Raw genomic sequence first — 19619 nt, 5'->3', positions numbered from 1 at the left:
GAGCGGTAGTTCAGTTGGTTAGAATACCGGCCTGTCACGCCGGGGGTCGCGGGTTCGAGTCCCGTCCGCTCCGCCAGCTAGTTGAGAAAATCCAGCCTTCGGGCTGGATTTTTTTTGGGCTCGTTTTTTCGCTTGCGTCAGGTCCCGCGCACCGAATCCTGCGCAAACATCGATTTGTCGATTGCCAGCAGGCGCGCACTGTCATAGTGTTTAGGGCACCTCCTCGTGCCCGTCCCGCGTGCGATGCTCGACCCGACCGAAGACCTCTCTCTGTTCCAGTTGCGCCAGGCGTCGATGGCGGATTTCGCTTTCGCCGAAGCGCTCACGCACGACAACATGGTCGGCTACTATCGTCGTCACAATCTCGTGTGGCGGGGCGACCTGTTTCTGTCGAGCTGGCGCGAGTCGGAGAACTTCATCCTGCAGGCGGACGGCGTGCCTATTGGTGTCATGCGCGTGACGGAGGAAGACGACTCGCTGCATATTCGTGACGTGCAGATCGCGCAGGGCTTTCGCGGACGCGGCGCAGGCACCTTCCTGCTGAACACGGCGCATCGCTGGGCGCGTGCGCGAGGGCTCGCCGAATGCCAGTTGCGCGTATTCGTCGACAACCCCGCCGCGCGTCTCTACGTGCGTCTGGGCTATCGTCCGGCGGGACCGCGACTCGCCTTGCTCGGTTCGATCCGGCACATGGTGCGCCGCGTTTAGGCGTCGTCCATCGGGCGTTCGTCGTGGCCCGTTCCCGCATCACGCGAAAAAAACGCGCGAGGACTTTGCCCGAAAGCGCGGCGAAACATCGCCGAAAACGCGCTCTGACTTTGATAACCCAATTCCCGTGCGACTTGCGCCAGCGGTCGTCCCTGGCTCAGAAGCGGAATGGCGCGTGCGAGCACGGCCTGCTGGCGCCATTGCGAAAAGCTCACGCCGAGCTCGCGCCTGAAGAGCCGCGCGATGGTGCGCGTGCTCGCCCCGGCTTCCGACGACCATCGTTCCAGATCCGAATGCGACGGGTCGCTCAGCACGGCGTCGCAGAGCGCGCGCAGGCGCTTGTCATTGGGCATCGGCACGGAAAGCGGAAGTGGCTGCGAGCGAATGATTTCATCGAGCGCAAGCGTGCCGAGCAGCCGCTCACGCTGGCGGGAAATCGCGTCTTCGTCGAGTGCGGCGATCACTTCGCGCAGCAGCGGCGACACTTCCACCACGCGGCACGCGCCGAGGCCGGGCGGCACGACGCTGGCATCGACGTAAAGGGTGCGTAGATACGCGTCCTCGACGATCACGACTTCATGCGTCACGTTCGGCGGCACCCAGATCGCACGGGAAGGCGGCACCATCCACGTCGAATCGGCGGTTGCCACGCGCAGCACGCCGCGTGACGTGTACGCAACCTGCGCCCACGGATGTGTATGCAGCGCGATTCGCACGCCATACGGCACGGGCCGCGAGCGCACGCGGATCGGATGATCGCGGGTCGGCGAATGTTCGACCGGAATGTCGAGGTGCTCGACATTCTCGCTGGCTGGATTCGTGTCGACGAACGTAGTCATGGATCGCCTTTCGGGCGGAAGCTTGGACGGCCCGCCGGCAGCGTATTTTCGCGGGGCATAATGCGCGGATCGTTCAACGCCACGAATGGAGCGGCATTCTCCGATGCAATACGTCTTTGTGTACGGCACCCTGCGCGCGGGCGAAGCCAATGATATCAATCGCGCGGCAGAGCGCCATGATCTGGCGACACCGGAGTATCTGGGCGCGGCGCACGTGCGCGGTCATCTTTTCGATTTCGGCGCTTATCCCGGACTAGTGCTCGATGACGATACCGGTGCGCCGATTCGTGGCGATATCTTTCGAATCGAAGAATCGCTTGTGCCTGTGCTCGATGAAATCGAAGAGGTGTATCCCGGTGTGGAAGGACTGTTTCGCTCGCACCGGATGCATGTCGAAGTGGAACTGGATGGCACGAGAACGCGCATCGATTGCCTGATGTACCCCGTCTCGGCGCAATCAGTTGCAGGACTACCGAAGATATCAAGCGGCGATTGGCTCGTTCGCTGATTACGCTGCGCCCGAAGTGCTCACGCACCAGAGCGCAGCGCGGCAGAACTAGCCGTGCGGCCGGAAGCGAACTTACTGGCTCGAACCAGTCGTCGACTTGCCGTGCGACTTCTTGTGATGACTACCCGACTTATGCATAGGCTGCGAATGCATGCCTTGCATACTGTCTTGCTGCGACGATTGCAGAGCTTGTGCGCGCGATTCGACGTCCGCGATCTTCGCGGGATCGGTGCTCATCGTCACGCCTTGCTCGCTTTGAGCATAGGCCACCGATGCAATCGCGCTCAACGACAACAGAACAGCCACGGACACTTTCTTCATTTTTAACCTCCTGGTGACAGTTGAATCCGGGAATCGCCTGTCCGATCCGGGTATTGCCGCATAGTTCGGAGCAAAATCCAGTCCCGCATCGCACTGAGGTGCTTCGCTACCCGAACGTCTTCGGCAATGCGCTTCGGACCGTACCCATCGTAGACCCCGATTCGGGCAACGACGTGTCGAATCACGATTCCTGGCCGGCCCTCGAAAAGCCGGTGCGCGATCTTACAGGTGCGGCTCGTTGCTAGCTAGTCCTGACTAAACCTCGCGCAATCGATTCACGCATTCGGCCAGCGCCTTTAATAAAGACGCAGCCAGCGATACACCTCGAAGCGCGCCATGCCCACGAGTTCGTGCGCCGCAAGCTCGCTGTTCTCGAAGCTGCGGATGCGGGGCAGCAGTGTGACGGAGTTATGTCGCACATCTGAAACGTAGGCCTGCGGACGATAACCGAATGCGTCGAACGCGGCCAGCGAGCGTCGCATGTGGTACGCCGACGTAATGACGATCAAATCGCTGTCATGTGCATCACCCAGAATGGCGGCGACATTACGCGCGTTCTGATAAGTGTTGAGGCTTTGATTTTCGCGGATGAGATCGCCGGGCGCGACGCCCTGCGCAAGCACGTAAGGCGCGTAATTGTCTGCTTCGGCCTGACCGTGGTTTTGCGGGTCGCCGCCGCTCAGGATCAATCGACACGACGCACCGGACGCACGGCACTCCCGGTACAACTTCGCCGCCGCCGCAATGCGCGGGATCGAATCCGCTTTCGGGATGAGCCCCGTGCCTTCCCTGTCCGTTCCGCCGCCCATCAGAACGATGTCGGTCTTGGGTGCGAAGTCCGGCGTGATCGTCTGATCAAAGCCCTGTTGCGCCAGATTGAGCAAAGGCCCGGCGAACCATCCGCTACCGCACGCCCACGCCAAAATGACGGTGAGAACGGCAATCTGGACGCGGCGGCGTCGCCAAAGCGCAAATAATGCAAAAAAAAGCAGCAATAAAGTAAATAGAACCAATTTGATTGGGGTAACGTATTGGTTTGAGGACAATTCGTTCCGTCATCGCGGACTTCGGGAACGCATCGGCGGGTGTCGCAGTAAAGCGCGTGATTAGCGCGCTCTCAACGGGGGCTTGTAATAGAAAGCAGCACCTAACGCAAGCGGCGGCCAAACATTCGCCAGCAAGCTGATCATGCTTGGCAACGCGAAATTCGGCGCGCCGCGTTTAGTCGACGTCGCGGACCGTCTTGCGACCGTCACGAGCGTCGTCATGGCTGCACAGGAAGACAGAACGAGATGACCACGTATTCTAACGAAGCCGTACTCGAAGCACTTCGCCGAGCGCAGTATCGTCAGGTTCCCTGGGCAAAACGTCCCAAAGGTTTCGACCTTCTGCGCGCACTCGGGCTGCTCGAACTCACGAGACAGCGCACCGTTGCGCCAGCGCCGGGTTTTCATGCACCCGTGGATATCGCTGTTGTAACCGAGCGCGGGAAAAACGAATTCAACCGGCTTTGCCGCGACGAACGTTCGATCGACTGGGACTTGAGACGCAGCGAACCTTATTCGTTCGGCGGCCAGGAAGTCGTAGTCGAGGCGAGAGCCTGAACGGCGAGTGCTTGGAGCTGAGACTGATCGGCTGACGGGCCGAGGGATCGTCGTCGTCAGTCTTGTCCGCCGGGCATCTCCGGGCGTCTGGTCTTTCCTGTGGCTTGACACCGGCGCGGGCAAAAAAAATCCCGTTTCGCACGGGAATGGCCCAACACTTTTTGTTACGCGAACGTGCATCCGTCAATGATGCCGTCCCTGGCTCTCCCTTTCGGAATCGGGACGCGCGCGCACATTGCTCGCGATATCGCCGCGCAGATCGCCACGCGGAGCGGGCGGCGTCACATCGCGCGTCCGGGCAATATCCTGCGGTGCACTCATGGCCGCTCTCGTATTCAGATGCAAATCCGACCCCGGCGGCGGCCGGGCTTGCCCAGATGCCGCCGCGCTCGTCAGCGCGCCGAGCGCACCGCAAGCGAGCAGTATCGATACCTTCATGGCGAGTCCCCTCAAACCCAAACCGGGCCTGTTAGTCCACTCACCAAACTATGCTTTGCGCAGCCAACACGCTGTAAGCAATGGTAAAGAGTTGTTTCTCCGCCGTTTTAGCTGAGCCTCGCCAGTTTTTTTGGCGAGCCATACTATGACCGGCGAGAAAGGCCGGCACGCAAAGAAGGGCGTGCGCGGCGAACATCGGCGGAAGGTGATGCCTCGCGGGCCGAACGCCCGCGTGCAGGGAATGAAGCGAAACTGAGCCGAAACAGGAAATGTGTAGAAATTAGCCTGCTTCGAGCGGAACAGCTAGATCAGGCCATCTTGGCCGGGGCGCGCCACGATTCCGGGTTGGTCCAGAATGCACCGCGCAGGCGATCGCGGCTCGGCGGCGCGGGCGGCTTGGCTGCGCTCGAACCAATGCGTCCGCGCAGCGAGACCTCGCGGCCATTGCTCGACAAACGCTTCACGATTTCGGCAAGCGTGCCGTCCGCCTGCCATTCGTCGAAACGGCGGCGGCAAGTAGGGGGCGAAGGATAACGCCCGGGCAGCTTCGACCAGCCTTCACCCGTCGAGAGCACCCACAGCACGGCGTTGACCACCGAACGCGCTTCGACGCGCGGACGGCCGCGCCGCTCACTGCGCGCTGGCTCGGAACAGAACAAAGCCTCAACCAGCGCCCACTCGTTATCTCTCAAATCGTCGAACAGCACCATATCTCACCTCAGCGAAGCTAACCCCGGTGCGCTGCCCCGCGCCGCGCACTCTGGTCGGAATCCGATGAACGAATTACCAGGAGAGAGTCGGAACGGTGCGGCAGACGATTGTTTCTGAATGCCACGTCGCCCGACCTCTGTGCGCAATGAAATGCGAGAACCGTGCCATGCGCGTCGCAAAATCCGGGAAACCCGCATGGCAGTAGGCTGACGCAACGCCAGCATGGCCCGTATCAGACCCGAAACGAGCCGGATAAGAAATCGGGACAATCACCAATCCTGTGCAGAGAGCCCATCCAGCGTGCGTTTTCGCAATTATGCTGCACCGCAGCGAAACGTACGTTCGGAGGATTCGCGTGATTGCCGCCGCTATAATCCGTATGAAACGGGCTTATTGATGAACGTCGGGAATGAACGGATCGCTGAACGTGACGCTGCGCCAGTTGCGCGTCTTTATCGAGGTGTCGCGGTTGCGTAGTTTCAGCCGCGCGGGCGATGAAATCGGCCTGACGCAGTCGGCGGTCAGCCGATGCGTGCGCGAGCTGGAAGGGGAAATCGGGCTGAAGCTCATCGACCGGACGACGCGCGAAGTGCAGTTGACGGATGTCGGCGTCAATCTCGTCGGCACGGTGTCCCGGCTGATTGCCGACCTCGACTCCGCGCTCCACGAAGTGCGCGAATTGGGGCAACAAAAGCGCGGCCGGGTGATCGTCGCGGCGAGCCCCACAGTCGCGTGCCGGCTGATGCCGCGCGTGATTGCGTCGTGTCTGCGAGAATTTCCGCTCGTCACATTGATTCTGCGAGACGATGTCCAATCCGACGTGCTCCGCCAGGTCAAGTCGGGCGAAGCGGATTTCGGCGTCGTGATCGGGCCTTTGGCCGACGACGCCCTTCACGGCCAGCCCGTGATGACCGATTCGTTTTGTCTCGTCGCACGCCGCGATCACCCGCTCGCGCACGAGTCTGCGGCGCCATGGGAAGCGCTCGCGGGAGAGCGGCTCGTGATGCTCGATCAGGCTTCGGGAAGCCGGCCAATCATCGATGCCGTCATGCAGCGGCACGGCGTTCAGGCGCAGGTGGTGCAAGAGCTCGGCCATCCGGCGACGGTGTTCGGACTGGTCGAGGCGGGTGTCGGCGTGAGCGTGTTGCCCTGGCTCGCGCTGCCTTTGCCCGCGAATTCCTCGTTGATCGCGCTGCCGCTGGAACCGCGCGCCGAGCGCACCGTGGAACTCGTACGAAGGCGCGACCGCTCGCTGTCTCCGGCGGCGGAGTCGGTCTGGTCGCTGATCGCCGCGCTGCCTCCGCGCGCCGAGCAACTGACCTGACGGGCCGCTTGTCTCGAAAATGTGCCGGGAGCGTTAGACTGCGTTCTTTATTCGACGAGGCGTGCAATGAGTGAATCGGAAGGCGCGGTGAGCGCAGAACTGAGCGAATTGACGGGCGCGCGCGACAGCGGTGCGCCGCCTGCGCCTCATGCGCCCAACGCACGCGATGCCGTGCGGGCGTTGCGTCCGTCGCAAATTCGCGAAGTGGCGAATGCCGGTTTCGGCGTGCCGGACGTGCTGCCGTTCTGGTTCGGCGAATCGGATCGCGTGACGCCGCCGTTCATTCGCGATGCCGCGAGTCGCGCACTCGCCGATGGCGCAACGTTCTACACCCATAACCTGGGCGTCGCGTCTTTGCGCGAGGCGCTCGCGCGCTACGTCACGGCCTTGCATGGCGATACGTCGGCCGCGCACGTCGCGGTGACGAGCGCTGGCGTGAACGCGCTGATGCTGGCGGCGCAACTCGTCGTCGGCGCGGGCGATCGCGTGGTCGCGGTGACGCCGTTGTGGCCGAATCTCGTCGAGATTCCGAAGATTCTCGGCGCGAGCGTCGAAACGGTTTCGCTCGGTTACGGCGAAAACGGCTGGACGCTCGATCTCGACCGGCTGCTCGCCGCGCTCACGCCGTCGACGCGCATGCTGATGATCAACTCGCCGAACAACCCGACCGGCTGGACGATGACGCGCGATCAGCAGCGCACCGTTCTCGAGCATTGCCGCCGCCACGGCATCTGGATCGTCGCGGATGAAGTCTACGAGCGCCTGTATTACGGCGGAAACGGCAAGGTTGCGCCGTCGTTCCTCGACCTCGCATCGCGCGATGAACGCGTGATCGCCGTGAATTCGTTTTCGAAGGCCTGGCTCATGACGGGCTGGCGGCTCGGCTGGATCGTCGCGCCCGAGCGTCTCATGGACGACCTCGGCAAGCTCGTGGAATACAACACGTCGTGTGCGCCGTCGTTCGTGCAGCAGGCGGGCATCGTCGCAGTCGAGGAGGGCGAGCGTTTCACGCAATCGCTCGTCGCGGACCTGCACGCGAGTCGCGATCATCTGGTCAAGGCGCTGCAGACCATCGACGGCGTCGACGTGCGCGCGCCGGACGGTGCGATGTACCTGTTCTTCTCGCTGCCCGGCGCGTCGCGCAGTCTCGAGCTTTGCAAGTCGCTGGTGCGCGACGCCGGTCTCGGGCTTGCGCCCGGCAGCGCGTTTGGTGAAGAGGGCGAAGGCTTCGTGCGCTGGTGCTACGCGTGCGATCCCGCGCGGCTCGACAAGGGCGTCGAGCGTTTGCGCGTCTTTCTTTCGACGCGCGTCTGAGGTCGAGGATCTCGGCGGCGCGCGAAGTAAGGAGCGCGCCGATTGCGTGTTCGCCCGTATTCATCTTTACGCACCGGTTCTTTTTGCGTAATATGGCGCTCAGTCATGCGCTTTCATCCAGGAAAGCGCCACCTCGTCCGGCTGGATGGCCCGGCGCTTCGCTCGATCGAACGCCCGATATCGCCTCTCCCCGGTGCGTGCTCCCAGTCAATATGACCGACCAAAATCGGGCGAGCGCGTCTTGAAACTCAGCGTCCAGCTTTATCGTCCGCACCGTTTCGGTGGCGTTCGAACCTGCGCAAGTCCGGTTTGAATCGAATCATTGGCCGTTCATTGACCACTCATTGACCATTTAGGGTTGACCCAAGCTGCATGAATACTCAAGAGGCGAAGATCGTCCTCGAGACTGCATTGATTTGCGCGCAGGAACCGCTGCGACTGAGTGAATTGCGCAAGCTGTTCGCCGACGACGTATCGGCGGACACCCTTCGCACGCTGCTCGAAGGCCTTCAGGCCGACTGGTCGGGCCGCGGCGTCGAATTGGTCGCGCTCGCAACGGGCTGGCGCTTTCAGAGCAAGCCGGCGATGCGGACTTATCTCGACCGCTTGCATCCGGAAAAGCCGCCGAAGTATTCGCGCGCCGTGCTTGAAACGCTTGCGATCATTGCTTACCGGCAGCCAGTAACGCGTGGCGATATCGAAGAGATTCGCGGCGTGACCGTCAACACGCAAGTGGTAAAGCAGCTTGAGGATCGGAGCTGGATCGAAGTGATCGGCCATCGCGACGTGCCCGGACGTCCGGCGCTCTACGCCACGACGAAGCAGTTTCTGGATGACCTCGGGCTGACCGCGCTCGATGAATTGCCCGCGCTGGATAATCCGTCGGCGCAACTGGAAGCGTCGTTGTTGTCGCAGCATTCGATCGAGTTTCCGGATCGCGTTGCCGGCGATACACCGCCCACAGCCAGCATTGCGGATGAATCGACTGCCGCCGGGGAACATCCCGCAAGTGCGCCAGTCAACCCGAATGAAGTGTCCGAGTCCGTCATCGCGCTCACCGAGCCGGTGCAGCCCGCGGACGTAACCGCGGCACAGCCTGAAGCAACACCCGAAAGCGCCGACGCGAGTGACTCCCGCGATGCCGGTCCGGACGCCGCAATTCACGCGCAGCCACTGAGAGCCGCGCCTGAACTGCACGCGCATCCCGACGGCACGCAAGCGCACGAAGTCGACGATTCAGCCGTTCCCGCTCCGCCCGATGGCGCGCAAGACGGCCATGAACGGGACACGCGTGCATTGAACGACTTCGCTTCGGATGACGACGACTCCGAAGAACCTACGGCGCGCCGCGCCTGACGCAATTTTGCATGGCCCCTGATCCGCTTCGGCTCGCCAAAATGATCATTTCGAGACGACCGGCCGAACCGATCAGCGGAAATTTTTGACGCGCCTCACGAGACGCGCGATTCGACATTTGAGGTTGTTTTGACACATTCCCACGACAGCGATTCGCCTGATTCCGCGCGCCCCGTGCACGCCGCGGACGCCCATGAACCGGCCGACGCCGGCGAACGCACGCGCAGCGACGAGAATGGCGAAGGCGACGATCGTCCGCGCCGCGGCCTGCGCCGCGGGCCACGCAGTCTGATCGCGCGGCGCCGCGCTGTCGCCAAGACCAAGGGCGCCGAAGGCGCGCCGGGTTCACCCGACACCGCGACCGAGGCAACGCCGGATGGCGTCGTCGCGGAACCGGTCGCAAAGCCGCGCAAGGAAGCGGGCAGCCGCGCGCCGCGCGCCACCGCGGCAAAGGGCGGCCGCAGGAATCCGCGCCGTGATTTGGCGGAAGCCGGTGCAAGCGAACCGGTCGATGCAACCGAGGCGCCCGTCGCCGCCGATGCCGCGCCTCAAGCCACGCCGCGCGAAGGCGGCCGGCGCAAGAATCCGCAGCAAGCGCGCGGCAAGCGTGCCGAAGCCGCACCGGCAACGGGCGAACGCGCCGCAGCCGCCAATGTCGACGACGTTTTCGCCTACGTCACGTCCCCCGCCTTCGACGCCGACAACGGCGTGAGCGGCGTGCGCGCGCCGATGCTCCGCCGTGGCCGCAACGCGCCCCAGCAAAAGCGCGTGCTCGAACCGGACGACGACGCGCCCAAGCTGCACAAGGTTCTTGCAGATGCCGGCATGGGTTCGCGGCGCGACATGGAAGAATTGATCATCGCGGGCCGTGTATCGGTGAACGGCGAGCCGGCGCATATCGGCCAGCGCATCATGCCGACCGATCAGGTGCGTATCAACGGCAAGCCGCTCAAGCGCAAGCTGGCGAGCAAACCGCCGCGCGTCTTGCTCTATCACAAGCCGACAGGCGAAATCGTCAGTCACGCCGACCCGGAAGGCCGCGCGTCCGTGTTCGACAAGCTGCCGTCGATGAAAACCGCCAAGTGGCTCGCGGTCGGCCGCCTCGACTTCAATACCGAAGGCTTGCTGCTGCTCACGACCTCGGGCGATCTGGCGAACCGCTTCATGCATCCGCGCTATAGCGTCGAGCGCGAATACGCGGTGCGCGTGGTCGGCCAGTTGTCGGAAGGGATGAAGCAGAAGCTTTTGAAGGGCGTCGAACTCGACGACGGTCCCGCGAACTTCCTGCGCATTCAAGATGGTGGCGGCGAAGGCACGAATCACTGGTATCACGTCGCGCTGGCCGAAGGCCGCAATCGCGAAGTGCGCCGCATGTTCGAAGCCGCGGGCTTGATGGTCAGCCGCCTGATCCGCACGCGTCACGGTCCGATCGCGTTGCCGCGCGGTCTCAAGCGTGGCCGCTGGGAAGAGCTCGAAGATAACCAGGTGCGCAGCCTGCTCGCGGCGGTGGGTCTCAAGCTGCCGACCGAAGAGAAGGGTGGCCGTAGTTCCGCACCGCGCGTGCAGCCCGATCCGATGCAGACGTCGATGGGCATCATCACGCGTGAGCCGGTGCTGATGTCGCATGCGCGCATCGCGCAGTCGCAAACACCGGGACGCAACGGCGGCGGTCGGCGCGGCGCGGCGGGCGGCATGTCGGGCGGCTTCGGCATGGGCGGCGCGGGTGCTGGTTTTGGCGGCGGCCCGGGCAACCGGAGCGGCAATGGCACAGGCCGACGCAACAGCGCCGAGGCTAACGGCAACCGCGCGGGCGGCGGCGAGGCTAACGGCAATCGCGCACCGGGCGGCCGTGGCGGTCCCCGCAGCGCGCGTCCTCAAAGTGGTGCGCCGGGCGCGGCGGGTCCGGCCAAGCGAGCCGCGAATGGCAACGGTCCGCGCGGCAATCGTCCGGGCGGCCAGCAAAACGCGGGACAAGGCAAGCCGGGCGGTCCGGCGCGCGGCGGTCCGCGAAATCGGACGCGCGGGCGCTAGCCGTCGTCGAATCCGCGTCATTGCGGGATTCGCAAGTAACGGTCGACAGGCTTCTTCATGGCGTCGACCGTTTTTTGCAAATGCAAGACAAAAAGTCTGTCTTCCGGCACGAAACGAGCCTGAACGGGCCGTCTACGTTTGCGTTTATCCCGAAAAATGGCTAAAATCATGAAGTCGCTGGGCACGTAGTTTTTCTCTCTGCCCTGAGTGCGATCTCGGTTGAAGAAGATGGGCGTTGCGCCCATTTTTTTTTGGCTTTTCGGTTCGGCATCTCGGGGAAGAAGGGTGCGCGCCCGCTTATGGCGCATGCCCGCAGGTGTTGTCGGCGTGGAGCGCGCGAACACCTTGGAGTGACTGTGCAACTGACGGAACTGATTGAAACCACGGTCTCGGGCTTAGGCTACGAGCTTGTCGATCTCGAGCGTTCGGGAGGCGGCATGCTGCGTATATATATCGACCATCCGGGCGGTATCGCCATCGAGGACTGCGAGAAAGTCACACGCCAGCTCCAGTATGTGCTCGAAGTCGAGAATATCGATTACGACCGGCTCGAAGTCTCGTCGCCGGGTCTCGACCGTCCGCTCAAGAAGCTGGCGGATTTCGAACGCTTCGCGGGGAGCGAAGTCGTCATCACATTGAAAAAGCCGTTGGACGGGCGCAAGTCGTACCGTGGCATTTTGCATGCCCCCGACGGCGACACGATCGGTTTGGAATTTGAAGGGAAGGACGGCGCCGCGATGCTCGATTTCACGCTCGCGGACCTCGACAAAGCACGTCTCGTCCCCAAAGTTGACTTTAGGAGCCGCAAACAATGAGTCGCGAAGTTTTGATGCTGGCGGATGCGCTGGCGCGCGAAAAGAACGTCAACAAGGACGTGGTGTATGCAGCCCTGGAGGCTGCGCTTGCATCGGCAACGAAAAAGCTGTTCGAGGAAGACGTCGACATTCGCGTGGCGATCGACCGTGAAAGCGGCGAGCACGAAACCTTCCGCCGCTGGCGCGTGGTGCCGGACGAGGCCGGCCTGCAAGAGCCGGATCAGGAAATCCTGCTGTTCGAAGCGAAGGAGCAACAGCCCGACGCACAGGTGGACGACTTCATCGAAGAACCGATTCCGTCCATCGAGTTCGGCCGTATCGGCGCGCAGGCAGCGAAGCAGGTCATCCTGCAGAAAGTGCGCGACGCCGAACGCGAGCAAATCTTGAACGACTTCCTCGAGCGCGGCGAAAAGATCATGACCGGCTCGGTCAAGCGTTTGGACAAGGGAAATTTCATCGTCGAATCCGGTCGCGTGGAAGCGCTGCTGCGCCGTGACCAATTGATTCCGAAGGAAAACTTGCGGGTGGGCGACCGTGTGCGCGCGTACATCGCCAAGGTCGACCGCACGGCGCGCGGCCCGCAAATCGAGCTTTCGCGCACTGCGCCCGAGTTTCTGATGAAACTGTTCGAGCTGGAAGTGCCGGAAATCGAGCAAGGCCTGCTGGAGATCAAGGCGGCCGCGCGCGATCCTGGCGTGCGTGCGAAAATCGGGGTGATCGCCTATGACAAGCGTATCGACCCGATCGGCACTTGCGTCGGCATCCGCGGTTCGCGCGTGCAGGCCGTACGCAACGAGCTTGGTGGCGAGAACGTGGACATCGTGCTATGGTCGGAAGACCCCGCCCAGTTCGTGATCGGCGCTCTCGCGCCGGCAGCCGTCCAGTCGATTGTCGTGGATGAAGAAAAGCATTCGATGGACGTCGTCGTAGACGAAAACGAACTCGCGGTTGCCATCGGCCGAAGCGGCCAGAACGTTCGACTCGCCAGCGAGCTCACCGGCTGGCAGATCAACATCATGACGCCGGACGAATCGGCGCTGAAGCAGAACGAAGAACGTGGCAAGTTGCGCGATCTGTTCATGGCGCGTCTGGATGTGGACGAGGAAGTCGCCGACATCCTGATCGACGAAGGCTTTACGAGCCTCGAAGAAATCGCGTACGTGCCGCTCAACGAAATGCTCGAGATCGAAGCCTTCGACGAAGACACGGTGCACGAACTGCGTAACCGTTCGCGCGACGCGTTGCTGACCATGGCGATCGCCAATGAAGAGAAGGTCGAAGGCGTCGCGCTCGATCTGAAGAGTCTCGAAGGAATGGACAACGAGCTTCTCGCGAAGCTCGCTGAACACCAGATCCAGACCCGCGACGAACTTGCGGAGCTGGCTGTGGATGAACTGGTCGAAATGACCGGTGTGGAAGAGGATGCCGCTAAGGCGTTGATCATGAAAGCACGTGAACACTGGTTCCAGTGAGAAATGACCATGGCGCACTGATATTTGGCGGCCGGTTTGGCCGCGTGACCCCGATCTAACCGCAAGGATATGTCCTTGCATCAAGAGGAATGAATGGCGAGTAACAACGTAGCCCAATTTGCCGCGGAACTCAAAATGCCTGCGGGCGTCCTGCTCGAGCAGTTGCAGGCGGCTGGCGTCCAGAAAGCAAGCGCGAACGACGACCTGTCCGAGACGGACAAGGCGCGTCTGCTCGATCATTTGCGCAAGTCGCACGGTTCCGCCGACGCCGACAAACGCAAGATCACTTTGACCCGCCGGCATACGTCGGAGATCAAGCAATCTGACGCAACGGGTAAAGCTCGCACCATTCAGGTCGAGGTGCGCAAGAAGCGTGTATTCATGAAGCGCGACGAGGCCGGCGTGGAACAAGCCGCCGAGGCGCCCGCTCCGGTCGAGGAAGAAGTCGACGAAGCCGAATTGCAGCGCCGCGAGGAAGAAGCGCGTCGCGCCGCCGAGCAGCTCGAGCGCGAAGAGCGCGAGCTGAAGGAGCGTCAGGCTCAGCTCGAACGCGAGGAAAGCGAGCGTCGTCAGCGTGAGGAAGCGGCTGAAGCCGAGCGTCGTCGTCAGGAAGACGAAGCGGCGCGCCGTGCGGCTGCTGCCGCGCAGGCAGCGGAAATCTCGCGCGCGGCATCGGCTGCGCGTCAGGAAGCGCGCACGCCGCCGACGGTCGATGCAAAGGCTGAAGTGAAGCCCGAGCCGAAGGTCGACGACACCGCGCAACGCGAAGCCGCCGAAAAGGCTGCCGAAGAGAAGGCTGCCAGCGAGCGCGCCGCGCAACGCGAAGCCGCCAAGAAGGCGGAGGACGCCGCGCGCGCCGCTGCTGAAAAAACGCGTGTCGAACAGGAACAGATCGCGAAACGTCGCGCGGCAGCGGAAGCCGAGGCACGCGCCATCCGCGAGATGATGAATACGCCGCGCAAGGCGCAAGTCAAGGCGCCGGAGCCGGCGCCCGTGGTCGCCAAGCCGGCCGAAGCAGCCAAGGCTGCGGAAGCGAAGGGCACGCTGCACAAGCCGGCGCGTCCGGAAGGCGCGACGGCGGCACGTCCTGCCGTGGCGAAGAAGCCGGCAGCGGGCGGCACGGCGGCACCCGCCACGACCGCACCCTTGGGCGACAAGAAGAAGGCCGGCGGCAAGGGCGGCTGGCAGGACGACGCGTCCAAGCGCCGTGGCATCAAGACGCGCGGCGACACGAGCGGCGGCGTAGATCGCGGCTGGCGCGGTGGCCCGAAAGGTCGCGGCAAGCATCAGGAACAGACCACGTTCCAGGCGCCGACCGAGCCGATCATCCGTGAAGTGCACGTGCCGGAAACCATCTCGGTGGCCGATCTCGCGCACAAGATGGCGGTGAAGGCGTCCGAAGTCATCAAGATCATGATGAAGCTCGGCCAGATGGTCACGATCAACCAAGTGCTGGATCAGGAAACGGCGATGATCATCGTCGAGGAACTGGGCCATCGCGCGGTCGCGGCGAAGCTGGACGATCCGGAAGCGCTGCTGGTCGAAGGCGAAACCACGGAAGAAACGGCAGAGCGTCTGCCGCGTCCGCCGGTCGTCACCGTCATGGGTCACGTTGACCACGGCAAGACCTCGCTCCTGGACTACATCCGTCGCGCCAAGGTGGCGGCGGGCGAAGCGGGCGGCATCACGCAGCATATCGGCGCATATCACGTCGAAACGCCGCGTGGCGTCATCACCTTCCTCGACACGCCGGGTCACGAGGCCTTCACGGCCATGCGTGCGCGCGGTGCGAAGGCAACCGACATCGTCATTCTGGTGGTCGCGGCCGACGACGGGGTGATGCCGCAAACGAAGGAAGCCATCGCCCACGCGAAGGCGGGTGGCGTGCCTATCGTCGTGGCGATCAACAAGATCGACAAGCCGGAAGCCAATTCCGACCGCGTGAAGCAGGAACTCGTCGCGGAAGGCGTGGTGCCGGAAGAGTACGGCGGCGATTCCCCGTTCATCGAAGTGTCGGCGAAAACCGGCAAGGGTATCGACGACCTACTGGAAAACGTGTCGCTGCAGGCTGAAGTGCTGGAACTGAAGGCACCGATCGACGCACCGGCCAAGGGTCTCGTGATCGAAGCCAAGCTCGACAAGGGCAAGGGTCCGGTCGCAACCATCCTGGTGCAGTCGGGCACGCTGAATCGCGGCGACGTGGTTCTGGCGGGCAGCGCGTACGGTCGCGTTCGCGCCATGCTGGACGAAACCGGCAAGCCGACCAAGACGGCGGGTCCGTCGATCCCGGTGGAAATTCAGGGTCTGTCGGAAGTGCCGGCTGCGGGCGAAGAAGTCATCGTGCTGCCGGACGAGCGCAAGGCGCGCGAAATCGCGCTGTTCCGTCAAGGCAAGTTCCGCGACGTCAAGCTCGCCAAGCAACAGGCCGCGAAGCTCGAGAACATGCTGGAGCAAATGGGCGAAGGCGAAGTGCAGAATCTGCCGCTCATCGTCAAGGCCGACGTGCAGGGTTCGCAGGAAGCGCTGGTGCAATCGCTGCAAAAGCTTTCGACCAACGAAGTGCGCGTGCAAATCGTGCACAGCGCGGTCGGCGCGATCAGCGAGTCGGACGTCAATTTGGCGACGGCTTCGAAGGCGGTCATCATCGGCTTCAACACGCGTGCGGATGCGCAAGCCCGCAAGCTGGCGGAATCCAACGGCATCGACATTCGCTACTACAACATCATCTATGACGCTGTGGATGAAGTGAAGGCGGCAATGTCCGGCATGCTCTCGCCGGAGAAGCGCGAAACGGTTACGGGTATGGTCGAGGTGCGCCAGGTCATCCGCGTGCCGAAGATCGGCCTTATCGCAGGTTGTATGGTCACGGACGGCGTGGTCAAGCGTTCCTCTTCGGTGCGCGTGATTCGCAACAACGTCGTGATCCACACCGGCGAACTCGACTCGCTCAAGCGTTTCAAGGACGACGTCAAGGAAGTGCGTCAGGGCTTCGAGTGCGGTATCTCGATGAAGAACTTCAACGACATCGTCGAAGGCGACCAACTGGAAGTCTTCGAAGTGACCGAAGTGGCTCGTACGCTGTAAAGCGGTAACTTGCAGCGAGCCGCCAAGGCGAGAGGGCGGAGCGGGCCGCGCGGCTCGCTCCGCCCTTTTTCTTTTGTGCGGCGCGCGACGAATATACGGAAAACATCATGGCTAAAAAACGTACTTCCCCGAATCGCAACGTGCAGATCGCCGATCAGATTCAGCGCGATCTCTCCGAGCTGATGCGCGAGGTGAAAGATCCGCGCATCGGCATGGTGACGATGCAGAGCGTCGAACTCACGCCCGATTACGCGCACGCGAAGGTCTATTTCACGACGCTCACCGGCGACCCGAAGGAAACCGAGGAAGCGTTGAACCACGCGGCCGGGCATCTGCATAACCAATTGTTCAAGCGCCTGCACATTCATACGGTGCCGACGCTGCACTTTCACTACGACCAGACGATCGAGAAGGCCGTGGAGATGTCGCGTCTGATCGACGAAGCGAACGCCTCGCGCGCCAAAGACGACGAAGAAGGCGCCTGAGCGATGAGCGGTGCAACGAAGGACTCGCCGCGCCCGAAGATTGCCCGGCGCGCGCTAGATGGCGTGTTGCTGCTGGACAAGCCGCTCGGTTTGTCCAGCAACGACGCGCTCATCAAGGCGAAGCGGCTTTTTCTCGCGAAGAAGGCGGGACACACGGGTACGCTCGATCCCCTCGCGACGGGTTTGCTGCCGCTTTGTTTCGGTGAAGCAACCAAGTTTTCGCAGGATTTGCTCGAAGCCGACAAGACCTACGAAGCGACGATGCGCCTCGGTATGCGCACGACGACGGGCGACGCGGAAGGCGAAGCCATCGACGAGCGCGCGGTGACGTGCGACGAAGCGGCTGTGCGAGATGCCATGACGCGCTTTCTCGGCGAGATCGTGCAAATTCCACCGATGTATTCCGCGCTCAAACGTGACGGCAAGCCGCTCTACGAATACGCGCGCGCGGGACAGACCGTGGAGCGCGAAGGGCGCAACGTCACCATCCACGCGTTGGAGATGATCGCGTGTGCGTTGCCGCTCGTCACGTTTCGCGTGACCTGCAGCAAGGGCACGTATGTACGCACCCTGGCTGAGGATATCGGCGAGACGTTGGGATGCGGCGCGCATCTGACGGCGTTGCGGCGGACGGGCGTGGGCGCGTTGACGCTCGACCATGCGGTGACGCTCGATGCATTGGCGAACATCGACGAAATCGCGCGCGATGCGTGGCTTCAGCCGGTGGATGCGCTGCTATCGACGTTCCCGGAAGTGCGTCTGGACGACGATGCCACCCGGCGTTTTTTGCATGGCCAGCGCCTCAAGCTGTCGGATGTATCGACGGACATGCTCGAAGCGGGCCGCGTGCGCGTGTACACGCAAGAAGGCGGACGGCTGCTTGGCGTGGCGAAAGCGGGCGAGGGCGTGCTTGCGCCGGAACGGTTGATCGTCACGGCGGGCTGAGCGAGCCAGCGACGCCAGAGTTACAACCTGCGCAACGAAAAAAAGCCCAGACGAGAAGTCTGGGCTTTTTTACGTCCGTGCCAAACGAACCGCAACGATCAATGCGCCGCCGATGCCGCCGCCGCTGAATCTCCGCCGCCCGAGCGTTCGGGCTTCGTGATCCAGATCAAAGCGATCAGCGCGACGAAAATACCCGCCGAGATATAGAACATGTCGTTCACGCCAAGCTGCGCGGCCTGCTGCGTCGCCATGCTGTTGAATAGACCGTAAGTCTGATCGTGCGAATAGCCGATTGCGCCCATCTGCTGCATCGAATTGGTGAAGTTCGGATTGAACGAATTCGCCTGCTCCACCAGTTGCACGTGATGAACGATCGATCGATGCTCCCAGGCCGTCGAAAAAATCGACGTGCCGATACCGCCGCACATGATCCGCACGAAGTTCGACAAGCCCGACGCCGCCGGAATGCGATGCCCCGGCAAACCCGACAGCGTGATCGACACCAGCGGAATGAAGAAGCCCGCCATCGCGATACCCTGAATCAGCGTGGGCAGCGTGAGCGACCAGGTATCGACGCCCGTGGTGTAGCGCGAACGCATCCAGAAGCACAGCGCGAACACGAGAAACGCGGCGGTTGCAATCCGGCGCGGGTCGGTGCGCGGCAGGAATTTGCCCGTGATCGGCGAGAGCAGCACCGCGAACAATCCGACGGGCGCCATCACGAGCCCGGCGTCGGTGGCCGTGTAGCCGATCACCGTTTGCAGCCACAGCGGCAACAACACGAGATTGCCGAAGTAGAGTCCATAGCCGACCGAGAGCGCAATGGTCCCGCCCGAGAAGTTGCGCAGCGCGAACAACGACAGATCGACGACCGGATGCTCCGCCGTCAGCTCCCAAACGATGAAGAACGCGAACGCGATCACCGCGACCAGCGCGAGCACGACGATGGTCGTCGAATTGAACCAGTCGAGATCCTTGCCCTTGTCGAGCATGATCTGCAGCGAGCCGACCCAGACTACGAGCAAGCCGAGCCCGACCGAATCGATGGGCGCTTTACGGATGGCGGAATCGCGGTCGCGGAAAATCATGAACGTCGCGATGGCCGCAATGAAGCCGACCGGAATGTTCACGTAGAAGATCCACGGCCATGAGATGTTGTCCGAGATCCAGCCGCCGAGAATCGGCCCGGCGACAGGCGCAATGAGCGTGGTCATCGACCACATGGATAACGCGATGGGCGCTTTCTCGCGCGGGTAGCTCGCGAGCAGGAGCGTTTGCGACAGCGGGATCATCGGGCCGGCGACCGCGCCTTGCAGCACGCGCGCGGCGAGCAGGAAGGGCAGCGTCGGCGCGAGTCCGCACAGCCATGAAGCGATCACGAAGAGAATGATCGAGCCGAGAAACAGCTTCACTTGCCCGATGCGCTGCGTAAGCCAGCCGGTGAGCGGCACCGAGATGGCGTTGGCGACCGCGAACGACGTGATGACCCACGTGCCCTGATCGGACGAGACGCCGAGATCGCCCGAGATCGACGGAATCGAGACGTTCGCGATCGACGTGTCGAGCACGTTCATGAACACGGCGAGCGACACGGCGATCGTCCCGATGACGAGCTTCCCGCCCGTCAGCGGCGGATGAACGACGTTGGCTTGAGACATCGATGA

19 protein-coding genes are annotated in these 19619 nt (G+C 62.8%); 12 read left to right on the top strand and 7 right to left on the bottom strand.

What is annotated here, in order from left to right; genetic code table 11:
- Window positions 1-225: 225 nt before the first annotated feature.
- Entirely contained in the window at window positions 226-708 is a 483-nt protein-coding gene (locus NCT04_RS08865; protein ID WP_244825416.1) for a GNAT family N-acetyltransferase, read from the top strand.
- Here the strand turns inward: NCT04_RS08865 and NCT04_RS08860 are convergent.
- Window positions 705-1547: an AraC family transcriptional regulator gene (locus NCT04_RS08860; RefSeq protein WP_244825415.1), complete on the bottom strand. Its 843-nt coding sequence runs from the start codon at window positions 1545-1547 to the stop codon at window positions 705-707. The genes NCT04_RS08865 and NCT04_RS08860 overlap by 4 nt on opposite strands.
- A 103-nt stretch (window positions 1548-1650) precedes the next feature.
- Here NCT04_RS08860 and NCT04_RS08855 point away from each other — a divergent pair, with 103 nt between their 5' ends.
- Window positions 1651-2055 carry a gamma-glutamylcyclotransferase family protein gene (locus NCT04_RS08855; protein WP_250465056.1) on the top strand — a complete coding sequence of 135 codons (405 nt, stop codon included), beginning with the start codon at window positions 1651-1653 and terminating at the stop codon, window positions 2053-2055.
- A 72-nt stretch (window positions 2056-2127) separates the two neighbouring features.
- On the opposite strand, the gene NCT04_RS08850 is transcribed toward NCT04_RS08855, so the two are convergent.
- Both NCT04_RS08850 and NCT04_RS08845 read right to left on the bottom strand, forming a co-directional pair.
- The gene (locus NCT04_RS08850; protein ID WP_250465054.1) at window positions 2128-2376 is read right to left on the bottom strand and encodes a hypothetical protein; all 249 of its coding nucleotides are present in this window, start codon (window positions 2374-2376) and stop codon (window positions 2128-2130) included.
- A gap of 296 nt (window positions 2377-2672) precedes the next feature.
- Window positions 2673-3260, bottom strand: coding sequence for a YdcF family protein (locus tag NCT04_RS08845; protein ID WP_250465052.1), 588 nt, complete (start codon window positions 3258-3260; stop codon window positions 2673-2675).
- Between the two features lie 408 nt (window positions 3261-3668).
- Between NCT04_RS08845 and NCT04_RS08840 the strand changes: the two genes are divergently transcribed.
- Complete coding sequence (locus tag NCT04_RS08840; RefSeq protein ID WP_244825411.1) at window positions 3669-3980, top strand: hypothetical protein; 312 nt, start codon at window positions 3669-3671, stop codon at window positions 3978-3980.
- Window positions 3981-4163: 183 nt separating this feature from the next.
- Here NCT04_RS08840 and NCT04_RS08835 read toward each other — a convergent pair whose 3' ends face one another.
- Complete coding sequence (locus NCT04_RS08835) at window positions 4164-4418, bottom strand: hypothetical protein (protein ID WP_250465050.1); 255 nt, start codon at window positions 4416-4418, stop codon at window positions 4164-4166.
- A gap of 308 nt (window positions 4419-4726) precedes the next feature.
- Window positions 4727-5128, bottom strand: a complete 402-nt coding sequence (locus NCT04_RS08830) for a transposase (RefSeq protein WP_050454634.1) — start codon at window positions 5126-5128, stop codon at window positions 4727-4729.
- Window positions 5129-5550: 422 nt separating this feature from the next.
- Between NCT04_RS08830 and NCT04_RS08825 the strand changes: the two genes are divergently transcribed.
- The 4 genes from NCT04_RS08825 to rluB all read left to right on the top strand — a co-directional run bounded on the left by NCT04_RS08825 (window position 5551) and on the right by rluB (window position 11154).
- Window positions 5551-6453 (top strand): LysR family transcriptional regulator, encoded by a 903-nt coding sequence (locus tag NCT04_RS08825; protein ID WP_250465070.1) that lies wholly within the window; start codon window positions 5551-5553, stop codon window positions 6451-6453.
- Window positions 6454-6519: 66 nt separating this feature from the next.
- The gene (locus NCT04_RS08820; RefSeq protein ID WP_250465048.1) at window positions 6520-7767 is read left to right on the top strand and encodes a pyridoxal phosphate-dependent aminotransferase; all 1248 of its coding nucleotides are present in this window, start codon (window positions 6520-6522) and stop codon (window positions 7765-7767) included.
- Window positions 7768-8139: 372 nt separating this feature from the next.
- Window positions 8140-9123: an SMC-Scp complex subunit ScpB gene (gene scpB / locus NCT04_RS08815; RefSeq protein ID WP_250465046.1), complete on the top strand. Its 984-nt coding sequence runs from the start codon at window positions 8140-8142 to the stop codon at window positions 9121-9123.
- A gap of 129 nt (window positions 9124-9252) precedes the next feature.
- Entirely contained in the window at window positions 9253-11154 is a 1902-nt protein-coding gene (gene rluB / locus NCT04_RS08810) for a 23S rRNA pseudouridine(2605) synthase RluB (protein WP_250465044.1), read from the top strand.
- Between the two features lie 17 nt (window positions 11155-11171).
- Here the strand turns inward: rluB and NCT04_RS08805 are convergent, their stop codons facing one another.
- Complete coding sequence (locus tag NCT04_RS08805; protein ID WP_250465042.1) at window positions 11172-11516, bottom strand: hypothetical protein; 345 nt, start codon at window positions 11514-11516, stop codon at window positions 11172-11174.
- On the opposite strand from NCT04_RS08805, the gene rimP reads away from it, so the two are divergent.
- The 5 genes from rimP to truB all read left to right on the top strand — a co-directional run bounded on the left by rimP (window position 11511) and on the right by truB (window position 17955).
- Window positions 11511-11969, top strand: a complete 459-nt coding sequence (gene rimP, locus NCT04_RS08800; protein ID WP_250465040.1) for a ribosome maturation factor RimP — start codon at window positions 11511-11513, stop codon at window positions 11967-11969. The genes NCT04_RS08805 and rimP overlap by 6 nt on opposite strands.
- Window positions 11966-13441 (top strand): transcription termination factor NusA, encoded by a 1476-nt coding sequence (gene nusA, locus NCT04_RS08795; RefSeq protein WP_244825405.1) that lies wholly within the window; start codon window positions 11966-11968, stop codon window positions 13439-13441. The genes rimP and nusA overlap by 4 nt, the downstream gene beginning before the upstream one ends.
- Window positions 13442-13534: 93 nt before the next feature.
- The gene (infB, locus tag NCT04_RS08790) at window positions 13535-16525 is read left to right on the top strand and encodes a translation initiation factor IF-2 (RefSeq protein ID WP_250465038.1); all 2991 of its coding nucleotides are present in this window, start codon (window positions 13535-13537) and stop codon (window positions 16523-16525) included.
- 107 nt (window positions 16526-16632) lie between these two features.
- Entirely contained in the window at window positions 16633-17010 is a 378-nt protein-coding gene (gene rbfA, locus NCT04_RS08785) for a 30S ribosome-binding factor RbfA (protein ID WP_244825403.1), read from the top strand.
- Window positions 17011-17013: 3 nt separating this feature from the next.
- The gene (gene truB / locus NCT04_RS08780; protein WP_250465036.1) at window positions 17014-17955 is read left to right on the top strand and encodes a tRNA pseudouridine(55) synthase TruB; all 942 of its coding nucleotides are present in this window, start codon (window positions 17014-17016) and stop codon (window positions 17953-17955) included.
- 98 nt (window positions 17956-18053) lie between these two features.
- On the opposite strand, the gene NCT04_RS08775 is transcribed toward truB, so the two are convergent.
- Window positions 18054-19613, bottom strand: coding sequence for a DHA2 family efflux MFS transporter permease subunit (locus tag NCT04_RS08775; protein WP_244825401.1), 1560 nt, complete (start codon window positions 19611-19613; stop codon window positions 18054-18056).
- Window positions 19614-19619 lie beyond the last annotated feature (6 nt).

Origin of the sequence: Caballeronia sp. GAFFF2, assembly GCF_023631485.1 — a bacterium.
Lineage (GTDB): Bacteria > Pseudomonadota > Gammaproteobacteria > Burkholderiales > Burkholderiaceae > Caballeronia.
The sequence above is the reverse complement of the archived record's forward strand: the minus strand, read 5'-3'. Positions and strand labels throughout refer to the sequence as shown.

What these genes read in the sequence shown, in the direction of transcription:
- infB (WP_250465038.1), top strand. Translation starts at nt 13,535, where the DNA reads ATGGCGAGTAACAACGTAGCCCAATTTGCCGCGGAACTCAAAATGCCT.
- NCT04_RS08850 (WP_250465054.1), bottom strand. Translation starts at nt 2,376, where the DNA reads ATGAAGAAAGTGTCCGTGGCTGTTCTGTTGTCGTTGAGCGCGATTGCA.
- rbfA (WP_244825403.1), top strand. Translation starts at nt 16,633, where the DNA reads ATGGCTAAAAAACGTACTTCCCCGAATCGCAACGTGCAGATCGCCGAT.
- scpB (WP_250465046.1), top strand. Translation starts at nt 8,140, where the DNA reads ATGAATACTCAAGAGGCGAAGATCGTCCTCGAGACTGCATTGATTTGC.
- NCT04_RS08840 (WP_244825411.1), top strand. Translation starts at nt 3,669, where the DNA reads ATGACCACGTATTCTAACGAAGCCGTACTCGAAGCACTTCGCCGAGCG.
- NCT04_RS08820 (WP_250465048.1), top strand. Translation starts at nt 6,520, where the DNA reads ATGAGTGAATCGGAAGGCGCGGTGAGCGCAGAACTGAGCGAATTGACG.
- NCT04_RS08860 (WP_244825415.1), bottom strand. Translation starts at nt 1,547, where the DNA reads ATGACTACGTTCGTCGACACGAATCCAGCCAGCGAGAATGTCGAGCAC.
- nusA (WP_244825405.1), top strand. Translation starts at nt 11,966, where the DNA reads ATGAGTCGCGAAGTTTTGATGCTGGCGGATGCGCTGGCGCGCGAAAAG.
- NCT04_RS08835 (WP_250465050.1), bottom strand. Translation starts at nt 4,418, where the DNA reads ATGAAGGTATCGATACTGCTCGCTTGCGGTGCGCTCGGCGCGCTGACG.
- NCT04_RS08830 (WP_050454634.1), bottom strand. Translation starts at nt 5,128, where the DNA reads ATGGTGCTGTTCGACGATTTGAGAGATAACGAGTGGGCGCTGGTTGAG.
- NCT04_RS08855 (WP_250465056.1), top strand. Translation starts at nt 1,651, where the DNA reads ATGCAATACGTCTTTGTGTACGGCACCCTGCGCGCGGGCGAAGCCAAT.
- truB (WP_250465036.1), top strand. Translation starts at nt 17,014, where the DNA reads ATGAGCGGTGCAACGAAGGACTCGCCGCGCCCGAAGATTGCCCGGCGC.
- NCT04_RS08775 (WP_244825401.1), bottom strand. Translation starts at nt 19,613, where the DNA reads ATGTCTCAAGCCAACGTCGTTCATCCGCCGCTGACGGGCGGGAAGCTC.